Below are 15,004 nucleotides of genomic sequence, written 5' to 3' on the forward strand. Positions count from 1 at the left end.
GCGCATGGCCGACCTCAGCGACCTCGACCGGCGGCTGCTCTCGGCGCTGCGCGAGGACGGCCGGGCCCCGGTGGCCGAGCTCGCCCGGCGGCTGGGGGTCACCCGCGCGACGGTGACCAGCCACCTCGACCGGCTGGTGGCCGACGACGTGATCGTGGGCTTCACCGTGCGGGTGCGCGACGAGGCCGCGGCCGGCGGCGTGCGGGCGGTGTCGCTCGTCGAGGTGGAGGGCCGCTCCACCGACGAGGTCATCCGGCGGCTGCGCGGCTTCCCCGAGATCGAGTCGATGCACTCGACCAACGGCGCCTGGGACCTGGTGGCCGAGCACCGCACCACCGACCTGGTCGCCTTCGACCGGCTGCTCAACCGGATCCGGTCGGTGCCCGGGATCATCAACAGCCAGACCAGCCTGCTGCTGACCTCCGTGCTGCGCTGACCGTCAGGCCGGGCGGGCCGGACGGGTCGCGACGCGGGCCAGCGGCAGTCCGGCGAACAGCACGCCGGCGACCAGCACGTAGGTCCCCGGCAGACCCAGGCCCGCGGCGACCAGGCCGAGGGCCAGCGCACCGGCCGCGGTGCCGGCGTCGAAGGCGGCGTTCCACAGGGCGCTGGCCGCCGTCGACCCGCCCTCCCCCGCGCGGGCGAAGGCGGTGACCAGCGTCAGGTTCTGCACCGCGCCGTAGCCGGCCCCGAAGACGGCGGCCCCGGCGAGCACGACGGCGTCGCCCGTGCCGGCCTCCAGCGGGCCCAGGCCCAGTGCCACCGCGCCGAGCCCGGCCGCGCCGACGACCAGGGCCACCGGCAGCAGCCGGCGGGTGCCGACCCGGTCGGCGAGCAGGCCCGCGCGCCAGCGGAACAGCGCGCCGGTGACCCCGAACAGCAGCAGGCCCGTCGTGGCGAGGGCGCCGTCGGGGCGCTCGATCGGCAGGAAGGTCATCAGGCCGCCGCCGGCGAGGGTGACCAGCAGCAGGACCGCCGACGGCGCCAGCGCGGCGCGCACCGCCGCCCGCGAGGAGCCGCCGGCCGCACCCTCCCAGTGCACGGAGCGGGCGAGCCCGGGCACCAGCGGCAGGGCGAGCACCGGGGAGGCGGCCAGCCAGGCCAGCCAGGCGGCGTGCCCGTCGAGCACCAGCGCCACGCCCGCGGGCACGGCGAGCAGGTTGGGCACCGCGATGGCCAGTCCGTACAGGCCGATGGACTCGCCGCGGCGGCCGGGCGGGGCGACCTGGGCCGCGAGCACCGCCCCGAGCACGGTCAGCACCGCGAAGCCGGCACCGCGCACCGCCGACACCACCGACAGCCACAGCACGCCGTCGTCGAGGACGTAGAGCGGCGAGGGGGCGCCGAGGAGCAGCAGCCCGCCGGCGAGCACCGGGCCGAGGCCGTGGCGGGCGGTGAGGGCGGGCACGACCGACTGCCCGGCGACGGTCACGAGCAGGAACACGGCGGTGACCACGCCGGCGGTGTCGGCGGAGGCGCCGCCCGCGACCGCGTAGGCCGGGAGGGAGGCCAGCGTGAGGCAGTAGCCGGCGAAGCCGAGTCCCGTCGCGCCGACCAGTGCCCGCATCGCCGGCAGCCGCCACAGCGACGTCCGGTCCCGCGTCGTGCTCTCGGCCATCCCGTTCCTTTCCGCGGGCGCGGTGCCCGACCCACGAGCATGACCGGCACCGGGCGGGTGCGCCGGACCGGGTAGGCAGTGCGGGTGCCGCTGCTGACCGTGGGCCACGGGCCCGACGACCGCGCCCGCCTCGGCGCCCGGCTGGCCGCGGCGGGGGTCGGGTGCGTGGTCGACGTCCGGCGGTTCCCGGGCAGCCGCAGCAACCCCGACGTGCGGCGGGAGGCGTTCGAGGAGTGGCTGCCGGCCGCCGGCATCGGCTACCGCTGGGAGCCACGGCTGGGCGGGCGGCGCCGGCTGCCCCCGGGCGAGCCGGTCGAGGACGGCTGGTGGACCGTCGGGCAGTTCGCGGCCTATGCCGTCCACACCCGCACGGCCGAGTTCGCCGCCGCGCTCGACGACGTGCTGGCCGAGGCGGCGGCGGGCCCGGTCGCGGTGATGTGCAGCGAGAGCGTGTGGTGGCGCTGCCACCGGCGGATCGTCGCCGACGTCGCCGTCCTCGCCCGCGGCGTCGCGGTGGACCACCTCATGCCCGACGGCCGGCTCGCCCCACACACCCCGTCCGCCGGCGCCGTCCTCGGCGACGACGGCCTGCTGCACTGGCCGGGCTGAGCGGCGTGCCCGGCGGGTGGCGTGGCGTCCTCCCCCACCGTGCGGCGTCCTCCCCCACGGTGGGACGTGAGGGAGGACGCCCGACGATCAGGTCACCTGATCGTCGCGGTCACCCCATGTGCGGGTAGCGGTGGTCGGTCGGCGGGACGAACGTCTCCTTGATCGACCGGGTCGAGGTCCAGCGCTGCAGGTTCTGCGCCGCACCGGCCTTGTCGTTGGTGCCGCTCGCGCGGCCGCCGCCGAAGGGCTGCTGACCGACGACGGCGCCGGTCGGCTTGTCGTTGACGTAGAAGTTGCCGGCCGCGAACCGCAGCACCCGCTGGGCGTGCGCGATGGCCGCCCGGTCCTGGGCGATGACCGCGCCGGTCAGCGCGTAGGGCGCCGCCGACTCCATCTGGGTCAGCACGGTGTCGTAGTCGGCGTCGTCGTAGACGTGCACGGCGAGGATCGGCCCGAAGTACTCGGTGGTGAACACCTCGTGCCCCGGGTCGGTGCCCTCGATGACCGTCGGCCGGACGAAGAAGCCCTCGGAGTCGTCCTTCTGGCCACCGGCGACGATCGACAGCGCCGGGTCGTCGTCGACCCGGTCGATGACGCCGGACAGCTTCGAGAACGACCTCCGGTCGATCACCGCGCCCATGAAGTTCGAGAAGTCGGTGACGTCGCCCATCGACAGCGACTCGGTGGTGTCGACCAGGTCGTCGCGCAGCCGGGTCCACACCGACCGCGGCACGTAGGCGCGCGAGGCGGCGGAGCACTTCTGCCCCTGGTACTCGAACGCGCCGCGGACCAGCGCCGTGCGCAGCACGTCGACGTCGGCCGAGGGGTGGGCGACGACGAAGTCCTTGCCGCCGGTCTCGCCGACGACGCGCGGGTAGCCGCGGTAGTGGGCGATGTTCTCGCCCACCGTCCGCCACAGGTGCTGGAACACCGGGGTCGACCCGGTGAAGTGGATGCCGGCGAGGTCGCGGTCGGCGAGCACCACCTCGGACACCGGGATGCCGTCGCCGGGCAGCATGTTGATCACACCCGGGGGCAGGCCGGCCTCCTCCAGCAGCCGCATGACGAAGTGGGCGGCGAACTGCTGGGTGGGGGCGGGCTTCCACACCACGGTGTTGCCCATGAGCGCCGGCGCGGTCGGCAGGTTGCCGGCGATCGCGGTGAAGTTGAACGGCGTGACCGCGTAGACGAAGCCCTCGAGCGGCCGGTGGTCGCTGCGGTTCCACACGCCCGGCGAGGACACCGGCTGGGCGGACACGACCTCGCGGGCGAAGTGCACGTTCCAGCGCCAGAAGTCGACCAGCTCGCAGGCGCTGTCGATCTCGGCCTGGTAGGCGGTCTTCGACTGGCCGAGCATGGTCGCGGCGTTCAGCGTCTGCCGCCACGGCCCGGCGAGCAGGTCGGCGGCCTTGAGGAACACCGCGGCGCGGTCGTCGAGGGACAGGTCGCGCCAGGCCGGGGCGGCGGCCTTGGCGGCGGCCACGGCCTCGGTGGCGTCGGCGTGCGTGGCGTGCGCCGAGGTGCCGAGCACGGCGGCGTGCCGGTGCGGCTGGACGACGTCGAAGCGTTCGCCGCCGGCCATGCGCTGCTTGTCGCCGATGGTCGCGGTCAGCTCCAGCGGCTCGGCAGCCAGCTCGGCCAGGCGGGTCTCGAGCGCGGCGCGCTCCGGGGAGCCGGGGGCGTAGGTGAGCACCGGCTCGTTGTGCGGCGGGGGGACGCGGGTGATGCCGTCCACGGCATGCCTCCGGGGGGAGAAGGGGTCAGCGGGTGACGAGGGCGCGGAGGAAGAAGCGCAGGTTGGCCGGGCGCTCGGCCAGCCGGCGGACGAAGTAGCCGTACCAGTCGACGCCGTAGGGGACGTAGGCGCGCACGCGGGTGCCGGCCGCGGCCAGCCGGCGCTGCTCGTCGACGCGGATGCCGTGCAGCATCTGCACCTCCCACGAGTCGGCGGCCCGGCCGTACTCGGCGGCCAGCCGCTGCGCGAGGTCGACCATCGCCGGGTCGTGGCTGCCGACCATCGGGTACCCCGGCCCGCGCATCAGGATGCCCAGGCAGCGGGCGTAGGCGGCGTCCACGTCCTGGCGGTCGCGGAAGGCGACCGCGGCCGGCTCGTCGTAGGCGCCCTTGACCAGCCGCACCCGCGAGCCGGGCACCGCCAGCGCCCGGACGTCGTCCTCGGTGCGGCGCAGCGCCGACTGCAGCACCGCACCGGTGCCCGGGTGGTCGCGACGCAGCTCGGCCAGGATCGCCAGGGTGGAGTCGACGGTCGAGGAGTCCTCCATGTCGAGGGTGACCGTCGTGCCGATCGCGGTGGCCCGCTCGACCACCGGCCGGACCATCTCCAGCGCGACGTCGTGGCCGCCGGGCAGCGCCTGCCCGAAGGCGGAGAGCTTGACCGACACCTCCGCGTCGGCACCGAGGCCCAGCGGCGCCAGCCCGTCGAGCAGCGCGAGGTAGGCGTCGCGGGTGCCGCGGGCCGTCTCCGGGTCGGTCACGTCCTCGCCGAGGTGGTCGAGGGTCACCGCGATGCCCTCGCCGGTCAGGCGGGTGACGACGGCCAGCGCCTCCGGCAGCGTCTCGCCGGCCACGAACCGCTGGACCACCTTCCGGGTGACCGGCGTGCCCACCAGGGCGCGGCGCAGCGCCGGGCGCCGCGAGGCCCCCAGCAGCACGGTCTTCGTGGAGAGCACCTGAACCGACCTCCGTCCCGTCCGGACACCAGCGTCCGGTACCGACGCTAAGGACCCCCCGGGCCAGCCGCCAGGGACAGTCGTACGTCGCCGCGTCATACATTCGTACGATGCGCGACGACCTGCAGGACGTCGTCGACGAGGTGGCCCGGCTGCTCGGCGCGCCCGCGACGCTCGAGGACACCGACTTCACGCTGCTGGCCTTCGCCGCGCACCCGCTCGACGACGGCACCGCCATGGACGCCGTCCGCACCCGCTCGATCCTCGGCCGGGGGTCCACGCCGGCGACCCGCCGCTGGTTCGAGGACCTCGGCATCGCCCGGGCGCAGGGGCCGCTGCGCACGCCCGCCGACCCCGACGCCGGCATCCTCACCCGCCTGCTGCTGCCGGTCCGGCACGAGGGCCGCACCCTGGGCTACCTGTGGCTGCTCGACGGCGGCCGCACCGACCCCGCGGGCACCGGCGACCCCGCGCTGGCCGCGGCGCTCGACCTCGCCGCCCGCGCCGGGGAGCTGCTGGCCCGGCGGCGCGCGGACGACGACCTCGCGACGGCGCTGGCGGCCGTGCTGGGCGCCGGCTCCGGAGCCGGGCGGGAGCAGGCCGGCGCCGTGCTGGCCGCCCGGTTCGCCGGCGCCGCGGTGGCCCTGGTGGCGCTGCGCCCGCCCGGCGGCGCGCTGCCGCGGGACCGCCGCCTCCCCGCGGGCGCGGCGGTGCTGGAGGGCGCCGGCGGGCGCAGCGAGGTCGCCGTCGCCGTGCGGCTGCCGCGGGCGGCCGACGCGCGCGCGGCCTGCGCCGCGGCGGGACCCCTGCTCGCCCGGCTGCCCGCGGGCAGCACCGCGGGGGTGTCCGACCCGGCGCCGGGGGTCGACGGCCTGCCCGGCCGCTGGGCACAGGCACGGGCGGCCGCCGCGGTCGCCGCCGTCGTCCCCCGGCTGGCGCCGGTGGCCGCCTGGTCCGGGCTCGGCGGCTGGCGGGCCGCCGCGGCGCTGCCCGGACCGGACCCCGCCGTGGCGCCGCTGCTCGCCGAGCCGACGCTGGCCGCCACCGCCGAGGCCTACCTGGACGCGGCCGGCAGTGCTGCCCGCACGTCGGCCGCGCTGGGGATCCACCGGCAGACGCTGTACTCCCGACTGGGCCGGATCACCGCCCTGACGGGGCTGGACCTCGCCGACGGTGACACCCGGCTGCTGGTGCACGCCTCGCTGCGCCGCGCCCGGCTGGGATGAGGTTGCAGAGAGCATCCGTCCCGCCGCGACGGCGCACCGGTGCTGACCTACCCTCGGGTGGCTGATGGCTGCGGGAGGAGAGGCGTTGCCTCGAGACGCGGGCGGCGCCGGCGACGTCCTCCGGGACCTCCGCACGGCCACCGCCGTGGAGCACGAGCGGGTGGAGACCGCGCTCGGGCTGGTGGACCCCCACCTGGACCGGGACCGGCTGGTCGAGGTGCTGGGGCTGCTGCACTCCTTCTGGCGCGCCGCCGAGGCCGGACTCGACGCCTGGGCCGCCCGCTGCCCCGGTGACGCCGCGGCCCTGGACTGGGACCGCCGGCGGCGGGCCGCCCTCTACGCCGCCGACCTGCACGCGCTCGGCGCGGCTCCCGGCGCGGAGCGCCCCGCGCTGCCGGACGTCCCCGACACCGGGGCCGCCCTGGGCCGGCTCTACGTCCTGGAGGGCTCCACGCTCGGCGGCGCGTTCATCGACCGCCACCTGGCCGGCGTGCCCGGGCTGCCCCGACTGCGCTGCTTCAGCCCCTACGGCGAGGACACCGGCGCGATGTGGGCGGCCTTCCGGCGCACCACCCGCCGGCACGTGGCCGGCCACGGGGACGCCGACCGCGTCGTCGCGGCCGCCCGCGGGACCTTCGCCGTCCTGGCCGACTGGTGCGCGCCCGCCGCCCGGCCCGGGGTCCCCGCGTGACCGACGTCGGCGCCCGCGCCGGCGACGTCCACGCCCGTGACGTCGAGGCCACCGCCGGCGAGGAGGTCGCCTGGCTGGGGCCCGGCGAGGCGGTCGACCTGGACAACTGCGCGCGTGAGCCGATCCACGTCCCGGGCAGCGTCCAGCCGCGCGGGGCACTGCTGGCCGTGAGCGAGCCCGACCTGGTGGTCGTCCAGGCCTCCGAGAACCTCGCCGGGCTGACCGGGGTCGCGTGGTCCGACGCCCTCGGACGGCCGCTGGCCGACGTCCTGGGCGTCGCCCCGGCCGAGGCGGTCGTCCGCTCGGCCAGCGCGTTCGGCGACCTCCGCGAGCGCAACCCGGTGGAGGTGACCCTCGACGTCGACGGCGACCCGGTGCCGGTCGACGCGATCCTGCACCGGGCGGTGCTGGACGGCGCCCGCGACGGGCACGGGCAGCCGGCCGGCGGGGACGCGCCGGTGACCAACCTGGTCGTGGAGCTGGAGCCGGCGCGCGGGCCGCGGCCGTTCTCCTTCCCGAACACCTACCAGGCGGTGCGCGGCACGGTCGCCGAGCTGAACCGGGCGGCGACGCTGCAGGAGCTCTACGACACCACCGCGCGGGCGGTGCGCGACCTGACCGGCTTCGACCGCGTGATGGTCTACCGCTACGACGCCGACTACAACGGCGAGGTCGTCGCCGAGGCCAGGGCGGGGCACCTCGGCTCGTTCCTCGGCCTGCACTACCCCGCCTCCGACATCCCGGCCCAGGCCCGGGCCCTGTACGAGAAGAACTGGCTGCGGCTGATCAGCGACGTCGACTACGTCCCCAGCCCGATCCGGCCCGCCGCCCACCCGGCCACCGGCCGCCCGCTGGACCTCACGTACTCGACGCTGCGCAGCGTCTCCCCGATCCACCTCGAGTACCTGCACAACATGGGCGTGCGGGCCTCGATGTCGATCTCGCTGCTGCGCGACGGCCGGCTGTGGGGGCTCATCGCCTGCCACCACTACTCCGGCCCGCACCAGCCGCCGTTCGCCACCCGCGCCGCGGCGGAGTTCCTCGGCTCCACGCTGTCGCTGCGACTGGTCGACCGCACCGCCGAGGAGGAGGTGCACCGGGCGCTGCGGGTGCGCTCCACGCTGGCCTGGCTGACCGCGGCGACGCTCGACGAGGACCGCCCCCTCGTCGACACCCTCCTGGGCAGGCCCAGCCTGCTCGACGTGCTGCCCGCCGACGGCGTCACCGTCGCGCTGCAGGACGCCACCGGGAGCGCCGGCGAGGAGCTGCCGGCCGCCGTCGTCGAGCGGCTGGTGGGCTGGGCGGCGGCGCGCGGGGACGACGTCGTGGCCACCGACTCCCTGCAGCGGGAGGCGCCCGGACTCGGCGTCCCGGTCGACGTCGCCTGCGGCGTGCTCGTCCTGCCCCTGCCGGAGGGACAGTACGTGCTGTGGCACCGGCGCGAGGCCGTGCGGCACGTCGACTGGGGCGGCGACCCGCACGAGAAGGCGCTCGCCCAGCGGGAGGGCGACGACGTCCGGCTCAGCCCCCGCAAGAGCTTCGACCGGTGGCGGGAGACCGTCCGGGACCGCTCGTTCCCGTGGACACCGCAGGAGCGCGCCGAGGTCCGCGAGCTGCGCGGCCACCTGCTCGAGGCCCTCTACGCCCGTTCCCGCAGCATCGTGCGGGCCGCGGAGACCCTGCAGCGCAGCCTGCTGTCCGAGCCGCCGTCGCCCGCCGGCGTCGAGGTGGGCGTGCGCTACGTGCCCGCCACCCGCGAGGCGCAGGTCGGCGGCGACTGGTACGACGCGTTCAACCAGCCCGACGGCGCCACGATGCTGGTCATCGGCGACGTCGTCGGCCACGACGTGCAGGCCGCCGCCTGCATGGCGCAGCTGCGCGGGCTGCTGCGGGGCATCGCGTTCGACAACGGCGACAGCCCCGCCCGGGTTCTGTCCCGGCTCGACGCCGCGATCGAGGGGCTCGACCTCGCCGCCATGGCCACCGTGCTCGTCGCCCGGCTCGAGCCCGCCGGCGGCGGCGCGCGGCTGCGCTGGTCGAGCGCCGGGCACCTGCCGCCGCTGATCGCCGGCCCCGACGGCAGCGCCCGCGTGCTCGCTGCCGGGCGGGCCGACCTGCTCCTCGGCGTGCACCCCGGGACGACCCGCACCGACTCCGAGGTGCTCCTCGAGCCCGGCTCGACGCTGCTGCTCTACACCGACGGGCTGGTCGAGCGCCGCGCCGAGGGCTTCGACGACGGCGTCGACCGGCTGGCCCACGCCCTGGCCGACCTGCGCGGCCGGCCGGTCGAGGAGGTCTGCGACGGCGTCCTCGAGCGGCTGGTGCCCGAGGGCGCCGAGGACGACGTCGCGCTGGTCGCGGTCCGCCTGACCGGCTCCTGACGCGCACTTCCGCGGAAGTGCACGGTGCACGTCCGGGGCCGGTTCAGCCCCCGTCGGTGTCGGAGAAGCGGGCCTCCAGGCCGTCGTCCTGCGTGCCGCCGTCGGCGGGCAGCGGGACCTCGTCCTCGGCCGCCCGCAGCTCCGCGTCACCGCCCGCAGGGGCCGCGTCGTCGACGCCTCGCTGGAGCTGGGCGAGCAGCTGCTCCTCGTCGGGCCGCAGGTCGCCCCTGCCGAGGCGCTCCCCGGGCTCGCCGGCGTCGCTGCCGGAGGCCATGCCGCTGTCGGGGACGTCGTCCGGTCCGGTCATCGCTCGACCCTCCTCAGCGGGGGAAGTTCGGCTCGAGCCGCGGCACGATCTGCATCTCCGGCACGAACGCCGAGGGGTGCAGCAGCAGCAGCGTGCGCACCGTGTCGGCGACCGCGGACGGCGGCATCATCAGGTGCCCCGGGATCCCCCACTGCTCCATCATCGGGGTGTCCATCGCCGCGGGGATGACCGCCTGCACCCGGCACGGGAAGGGCCGCTCGCCGCCGTCGGGGAGCTGCACGGCCTTCTCCCGCAGCTCGCGCTGGATGCAGCGGGTGGCGTTGAGGAAGCCGGCCTTGGAGCCGTTGTAGGCGATCGCGCCGCTGCCCGAGGTGATCGCCGACAGCGACACGACGTGCACCACGTCGGCGGTGCGGCCCTCGGGCAGGTGCTGGACCCGCTTGACGAACTCGCTGGTCAGGAAGACCGGGCCCTCGCAGTTGACGGCCATGACCCGGCGGTAGTCGTCGAGGTCGATGTCGGTGACGTAGCCCGGACGGTCGATGCCGGCCACGTTGACCAGCACGTCGAAGGCGTCGCCGTGCTGCTCGAACAGCTGCGCCACCACCGCCCGGCGGGCGGCGTCGTCGGTCACGTCGAGGGCGACGACGTCGGCGCTGCCCCCGGCGTCGGTGACCAGCTCGCGGGTCCGCGCGCTGCCGTCGGCGTCGATGTCGGCGACGACGACGTGCGCGCCGGCCTCGGCCAGCGACACGCACGTCGCCCGGCCCAGCCCGCTCGCCCCGCCGGTGACCAGCGCCACGCGGCCCTTGAGCTCCCCTGCCACCCGTTCCTCCGTCCTCCGGCCGGTCGGCCGTGATCACGTCTCGCGTCCCCGGCCACTCTCGCGGAGGTCAGCCCCGCCCGCAGGTCGGAGCGGGTCAGGCCGGGGCGGACCAGGCGTCGGCGAGGGTGACCGTCACCAGCTGCCGGCTCTCGACGAGGGCCAGCAGCTGGTCGAACACGGTGGTGATCGCCGGCTGGTTGGCGTGGCCGACGATGATCGCCCGCGCCGCGAACCACTGGTGAGCGGCGGCCATCAGCCCCTCGGCGGAGACCACCTGGCCGTCGTCGAAGGTGCCGTTCCACATGACCGTCGTCGGGTGGCCGACGTCGGCGGCGATGGCGTCGACCCGCTCGTCGTGCGAGCCGAAGGGCGGCCGCCAGAACGGCGTCTCCGCGACGCCGAGGGTGCGGCGCATGGCGTCCTGGTTGCGGCGCAGCTCCTCGGCGACGTCGGCGTCGGAGACGGTGGTCAGGTCCGGGTGCGACCAGGTGTGGTTGCCGAAGGCGACCTGCCCGGACTCGATGAGCGGCCACAGGTCGCGGGCGTTGTCGCCCCACGTCCGGTAGGAGCAGTTGGGGAAGAACGTCAGCCGGGTGCCGGTCTCGCGGCAGAGGGTGACCATGGCGGCGACCACCTCGCCGTTGCTGCCGTCGTCGATGGTCAGCGCGATCTGCGGGCCGGTGCCGGGCAGCTCCTCGACCACGCCGGGCGGAGCGGGGACGGCGACGATGCCGCCCGGGCCGGTGGGGGTCGCCGGGGCCGGCGTCCGCGCGGGCGCGGGAGCGGGCTGCGCGAGGTCGAGACCGGCCGCGCCGCGCCCCACCGCGGCACCCGTGAGCCCGGCGGCGAGCAGGTACAGGAAGCCCCGGCGGTCCACGCGCCGGACGCTAGGAGGGGGTCCCGGCGCGTCCCGGTCAGCGACACCCGCCCGCTCGCGTGCCCGCCACGCTCCGTGGCCCGCCGACTACGACGCCGCGACGAGGCCCGCCTGCTCGATGAGCCGGGCCTGCTCGCGGCACCACGGGGACCAGGCGTCGCGCTCGGACTCCTCCTGCCGGCGCCGGAACTCGCCCCACCCGAGCAGCTCCCACTCCCCCACCTCGCGGGGGTCGGGGTCGGGCGTGCCGGTGTAGCGGCCGAGGTAGACCGGGCAGACCTCGTTCTCCACCACGCCGCGGAACTCGGCGCGGTAGCGGTACCCGGGCAGCGCCGGGCGCAGGTCGGCCACCTGCAGCCCGAGCTCCTGGGACGCCCGGCGGGCGATCGCGGCGGCGTCGTCCTCCCCGGGGCCGGGGTGGCCGCAGACGGTGTTGGTCCACATGCCCGGGAAGGTCTGCTTGTCCGCCGCGCGGCGGGTGACCAGCAGCCGGCCGTCGTCGGCGAACAGGTAGGCCGAGAAGGCCCGGTGCAGCGGCGTCTCGCCGTGGTGCACCAGCGGCTTGGGCATGGTGCCGATGGGCGTCCCGTCGTCGTCGACGAGCACGATCAGCTCCGCTGCGGTCACCGTCACCGGCCCATCCTCCCCCGGTGCGCGGTTCCGGCACACCTCCCCCGGGCAGGGAAGGGGGCATGCGGCAGTTCCAGAACGACGGCCTCACCTTCGACGTCCAGGACGGCGGCCCGCCCGACGGCGAGCCCGTGGTGCTCCTCCACGGCTTCCCCCAGGACTGCACGGCCTTCGACCGGATGGCGCCGCTGCTGCACGACGCCGGCTTGCGCACCCTCGCGCTCGACCAGCGCGGCTACAGCCCCGGCGCCCGGCCGAGCGGGCGCGGTTCCTACCGGCTGCGCGCGGTCACCGGCGACGTCCTGGCGCTGCTCGACGCCGCCGGGCTGGAGAGCGCACACGTCGTCGGCCACGACTGGGGCGGCGCCGTGGCCTGGGCGCTGGGCGCCTGGCACCCCGACCGGGTGCGCACGCTGACGGCGCTGTCCACCCCGCACCCGGCCGCGGCCGGCCGGGCGGTGCTCACCAGCGACCAGGGGCTGCGCTCGTCGTACATGGCCGCCTTCCAGGTGCCGGTGGTGCCCGAGCGGCTGCTGCTCACCCGCGACGGCGCCGCGCTGCGCGGCGTCCTCGAGAACGGCGGCCTGCCCGCCGACGCCGTCACCCGCTACGTCGACCGGATGCGCGAGCCGGGCGCGCTCTCGGCCGCGCTCGGCTGGTACCGGGCCATCCCGCTCGCCGCGCGGGACGGCGTCGGGCGGGTGTCCGTGCCGACCCTGCACGTGTGGAGCACCGGCGACGCCTTCCTCGGGCCGGCCGCCACCGCCATGACCCGCCGCCACGTCACCGGGCCCTACCGGCTCGAGGTGCTCGACGGCGTGCCGCACTGGATCCCGGAGCTGGCCGCCGAGCGCACCGCCGAGCTGGTGGTCGAGCACGTCCGGACGGCGGTCGACGCCGCCCGCTGACCACCCGGGGCCGACGATTCAGGTCGGGCGCCGGCCACGCCTCCACGACCTCGAGCTGTCCCCTCATGCGGTGACCCCGGGGGCGCGGGGCATGGACGACCGCCCGGGCGGGCACCCCTCCCGGGAACGTTCCGGAACAGGAGGAGCAGCCATGTCGACCACCACCCCCCGCCGCCGCTGGCGCCTGGCCGCCGTCGGCCTCGCGCTCGCCCTCTCGCCGGTCACCGCCGCCTGCGGCTCCGACGTCGTCGACGACGAGGTGGAGCAGAACGTCGAGGAAGGCGTGGACGAGGCCGAGCAGGAGGTCGAGGACGCCACCGACGGCGAGGACTCCGACGGGTGACCGACAAGATGCAGAGATCTCTTTGCAAAGAGTTCTCTGCATCCTAGTCTGGGGGCGTGCCCGAGCTCCCGCCCGAAGCCGTCGTCGACGTCACCGACCCGCGGACGCTGCGCGCGCTGGCCCACCCGCTGCGCACCGGCCTGCTCGCCCTGCTGCGCTCGGAGGGCCCGTCGACGGCCTCCCGGCTGGGACAGCGGCTGGGTGAGAGCAGCGGCACCACCAGCTACCACCTGCGCCAGCTCGCCGCCCTCGGCTTCGTCGAGGAGGTGGCCGGCGAGGGGACCGCGCGGGAGCGCTGGTGGCGGGCCCGGCACCGCAGCACCCGCTGGCGCACCGAGGACCTCGTCGACCAGCCCGGCGGCCGCGAGGTCCTCGAGGAACTCACCCACCAGTCGCTGGGGCGGCAGCGGCGTGTGCTCGCCGCGCACGCCGAGCAGCGGGAGTCGCTGGACGACGTCTGGCGCGACGCCGTCTCGCTCAACGACTGGGCGCTGCGCCTGTCCCCCGCCGCCGTCCGGGAGCTGACCGAGGAGCTCAACGGGGTGCTGGCGCGCTGGCGCGCCGAGCGCGAGGAGCCGGGCGAGCCGCTCGTGCACGTCCTGCTCGACCTGTTCCCGCTGACCGAGGACCCGGCGTGAGGGCCCCGCTGTCGGTGCGCTCGGCCGGCCGGCGGTTCGTCGGGCTCACCGCGCTGCGCTGGCTGCCGGTCGGCATCTCGGCGCCGGTCACGGTGCTGCTGGCCTCGTCGCGCGGGCTCTCCCCCGCCGACATCGGGCTGGTGCTGGCCGTCTACTCGGTGGTCACGCTGCTGCTGGAGCTGCCGACCGGCGGGCTCGCCGACGCGATCGGGCACCGGCCGGTCCTGGTCCTGTCCGGGCTGCTGGGCATCGCGTCGCTGCTCACGATGGCCGCCGCGGACACCGTGCCGCTGTTCGCCCTGGCGTGGGGGCTGCAGGGCGCGTCGCGGGCACTGGACTCCGGCCCGCTGGAGGCCTGGTACGTCGACACCGTGCACGCCGCGGACCCCGACGCCGACCCGGCGTCGGGCCTGTCGCGAGCCGGCGCCGCCGACGGCCTGGGGCTGGCCCTGGGCGCCGCGCTCGGCGGGGCGCTGCCGCTGCTGGCCGAGGGCCGGGGCAGCGCCGCGCTCGTGCTGCCGCTGCTCCTGGCTGCGGCGCTGGTCGCGGTGTCGGTGGTCGCCGTCCTCGCGCTCGTCGTCCCCCTGCCGACGGCGACGTCGGGCGGGCTGCACGCCCTGGCCGGCGGGGTCCGGGAGGTGCCCGTGGTGGTCCGCGACACCGTGCGGCTGGCCGCGCGGCACCGCGTCCTGCGCCGGCTGCTGGCCATCTCGTTCCTGACCGGCACCGCGCTGACCACCCTCGAGGTGCTGGGCCCGCTGTGGTTCGCCGAGCTCGGCGGCGGCCTCGACCGCGGGGCAGCGGTGTACGGGGTGGTCATGGCCGTCTCGTTCGCCGCCGCCGGGCTGGGCGCCCTGCTGGCACCGGCCGTCCGCCGGCTCGCCCGGGGCTCGGTGGCCTGGGCCAGCCTGGTCACCGCGGTGCTCGGCGCGCTCGCCGTCGCCGCGGTCGCGGTGGCCGGGCACGTGGCGGTCGCCGCCGCCGCGTTCGTCGTCTTCTACCTGGCCAACGGCGCCGGCTGGCCGCTGCGCCAGGCACTGCTGCACGAACAGGTGAGCGCCGCCCAGCGGTCGACGACGGTCTCGGCCAAGTCGCTCGCGCTCATGGTCGGTGGCGGCCTCGGCAGCCTGCTACTGCCCCGCCTGGCCGACGCCGCCGGCCTGCCGGCCGGGTTCCTCGCCGGGGCGGCCGCGCTGCTCCTCATCGCCGTGGTCTCGCTCGGGCTGCGCCCGCGGGACGAGGAGCTCGCGGCGCCGGACGCGGTGCCGGCGCCCGCGGTGCGCTGATGTGACGCACCCC

At 76.7% G+C, this 15,004-nt stretch carries 16 protein-coding genes; 9 read left to right on the forward strand and 7 right to left on the reverse strand.

Annotated elements, in window-relative coordinates; translation table 11 throughout:
* The first annotated feature begins 4 nt into the window (after nucleotides 1–4).
* The gene (locus ACI79V_RS12415; protein ID WP_456873465.1) at nucleotides 5–436 is read left to right on the forward strand and encodes an Lrp/AsnC family transcriptional regulator; all 432 of its coding nucleotides are present in this window, start codon (nucleotides 5–7) and stop codon (nucleotides 434–436) included.
* Between the two features lie 3 nt (nucleotides 437–439).
* Here the strand turns inward: ACI79V_RS12415 and ACI79V_RS12420 are convergent, their stop codons facing one another.
* Complete coding sequence (locus ACI79V_RS12420; RefSeq protein WP_456889646.1) at nucleotides 440–1,618, reverse strand: MFS transporter; 1,179 nt, start codon at nucleotides 1,616–1,618, stop codon at nucleotides 440–442.
* An 84-nt stretch (nucleotides 1,619–1,702) separates the two neighbouring features.
* Between ACI79V_RS12420 and ACI79V_RS12425 the strand changes: the two genes are divergently transcribed.
* Complete coding sequence (locus tag ACI79V_RS12425; RefSeq protein WP_456889648.1) at nucleotides 1,703–2,227, forward strand: DUF488 domain-containing protein; 525 nt, start codon at nucleotides 1,703–1,705, stop codon at nucleotides 2,225–2,227.
* A gap of 109 nt (nucleotides 2,228–2,336) precedes the next feature.
* Here ACI79V_RS12425 and pruA read toward each other — a convergent pair whose 3' ends face one another.
* Both pruA and ACI79V_RS12435 read right to left on the reverse strand, forming a co-directional pair.
* Entirely contained in the window at nucleotides 2,337–3,962 is a 1,626-nt protein-coding gene (gene pruA / locus ACI79V_RS12430) for an L-glutamate gamma-semialdehyde dehydrogenase (RefSeq protein ID WP_456889650.1), read from the reverse strand.
* Nucleotides 3,963–3,987: 25 nt separating this feature from the next.
* Nucleotides 3,988–4,917, reverse strand: coding sequence for a proline dehydrogenase family protein (locus tag ACI79V_RS12435; RefSeq protein WP_456889651.1), 930 nt, complete (start codon nucleotides 4,915–4,917; stop codon nucleotides 3,988–3,990).
* Nucleotides 4,918–5,027: 110 nt separating this feature from the next.
* On the opposite strand from ACI79V_RS12435, the gene ACI79V_RS12440 reads away from it, so the two are divergent.
* The 3 genes from ACI79V_RS12440 (at nucleotide 5,028) to ACI79V_RS12450 (ending at nucleotide 9,215) form a co-directional block, all read left to right on the forward strand.
* On the forward strand, nucleotides 5,028–6,143 hold the full coding sequence (locus ACI79V_RS12440; protein WP_456889653.1) for a helix-turn-helix domain-containing protein: 1,116 nt from the start codon (nucleotides 5,028–5,030) through the stop codon (nucleotides 6,141–6,143).
* 85 nt (nucleotides 6,144–6,228) lie between these two features.
* The gene (locus tag ACI79V_RS12445) at nucleotides 6,229–6,834 is read left to right on the forward strand and encodes a biliverdin-producing heme oxygenase (protein WP_456889655.1); all 606 of its coding nucleotides are present in this window, start codon (nucleotides 6,229–6,231) and stop codon (nucleotides 6,832–6,834) included.
* Nucleotides 6,831–9,215 (forward strand): SpoIIE family protein phosphatase, encoded by a 2,385-nt coding sequence (locus tag ACI79V_RS12450; RefSeq protein WP_456889657.1) that lies wholly within the window; start codon nucleotides 6,831–6,833, stop codon nucleotides 9,213–9,215. The genes ACI79V_RS12445 and ACI79V_RS12450 overlap by 4 nt, the downstream gene beginning before the upstream one ends.
* A gap of 43 nt (nucleotides 9,216–9,258) precedes the next feature.
* On the opposite strand, the gene ACI79V_RS12455 is transcribed toward ACI79V_RS12450, so the two are convergent.
* From ACI79V_RS12455 to idi, 4 genes are all read right to left on the reverse strand, one after another.
* The gene (locus ACI79V_RS12455) at nucleotides 9,259–9,522 is read right to left on the reverse strand and encodes a hypothetical protein (RefSeq protein WP_456889659.1); all 264 of its coding nucleotides are present in this window, start codon (nucleotides 9,520–9,522) and stop codon (nucleotides 9,259–9,261) included.
* Between the two features lie 13 nt (nucleotides 9,523–9,535).
* Nucleotides 9,536–10,309: an SDR family NAD(P)-dependent oxidoreductase gene (locus tag ACI79V_RS12460; protein WP_456889661.1), complete on the reverse strand. Its 774-nt coding sequence runs from the start codon at nucleotides 10,307–10,309 to the stop codon at nucleotides 9,536–9,538.
* A gap of 94 nt (nucleotides 10,310–10,403) precedes the next feature.
* Nucleotides 10,404–11,186 (reverse strand): polysaccharide deacetylase family protein, encoded by a 783-nt coding sequence (locus tag ACI79V_RS12465; protein WP_456889662.1) that lies wholly within the window; start codon nucleotides 11,184–11,186, stop codon nucleotides 10,404–10,406.
* An 87-nt stretch (nucleotides 11,187–11,273) separates the two neighbouring features.
* Nucleotides 11,274–11,819: an isopentenyl-diphosphate Delta-isomerase gene (gene idi, locus ACI79V_RS12470; protein ID WP_456889664.1), complete on the reverse strand. Its 546-nt coding sequence runs from the start codon at nucleotides 11,817–11,819 to the stop codon at nucleotides 11,274–11,276.
* Between the two features lie 59 nt (nucleotides 11,820–11,878).
* Here idi and ACI79V_RS12475 point away from each other — a divergent pair, with 59 nt between their 5' ends.
* The 4 genes from ACI79V_RS12475 (at nucleotide 11,879) to ACI79V_RS12490 (ending at nucleotide 14,991) form a co-directional block, all read left to right on the forward strand.
* On the forward strand, nucleotides 11,879–12,724 hold the full coding sequence (locus ACI79V_RS12475; protein WP_456889665.1) for an alpha/beta fold hydrolase: 846 nt from the start codon (nucleotides 11,879–11,881) through the stop codon (nucleotides 12,722–12,724).
* A gap of 151 nt (nucleotides 12,725–12,875) precedes the next feature.
* Nucleotides 12,876–13,067 (forward strand): hypothetical protein, encoded by a 192-nt coding sequence (locus tag ACI79V_RS12480; RefSeq protein ID WP_456889667.1) that lies wholly within the window; start codon nucleotides 12,876–12,878, stop codon nucleotides 13,065–13,067.
* 56 nt (nucleotides 13,068–13,123) lie between these two features.
* On the forward strand, nucleotides 13,124–13,705 hold the full coding sequence (locus tag ACI79V_RS12485; protein ID WP_456889669.1) for a helix-turn-helix domain-containing protein: 582 nt from the start codon (nucleotides 13,124–13,126) through the stop codon (nucleotides 13,703–13,705).
* On the forward strand, nucleotides 13,702–14,991 hold the full coding sequence (locus ACI79V_RS12490) for an MFS transporter (RefSeq protein WP_456889671.1): 1,290 nt from the start codon (nucleotides 13,702–13,704) through the stop codon (nucleotides 14,989–14,991). Before ACI79V_RS12485 ends, ACI79V_RS12490 begins: the two co-directional genes overlap by 4 nt.
* The last annotated feature ends 13 nt before the right edge of the window (nucleotides 14,992–15,004 follow it).

The organism is Geodermatophilus sp. SYSU D00700 (assembly GCF_054050255.1).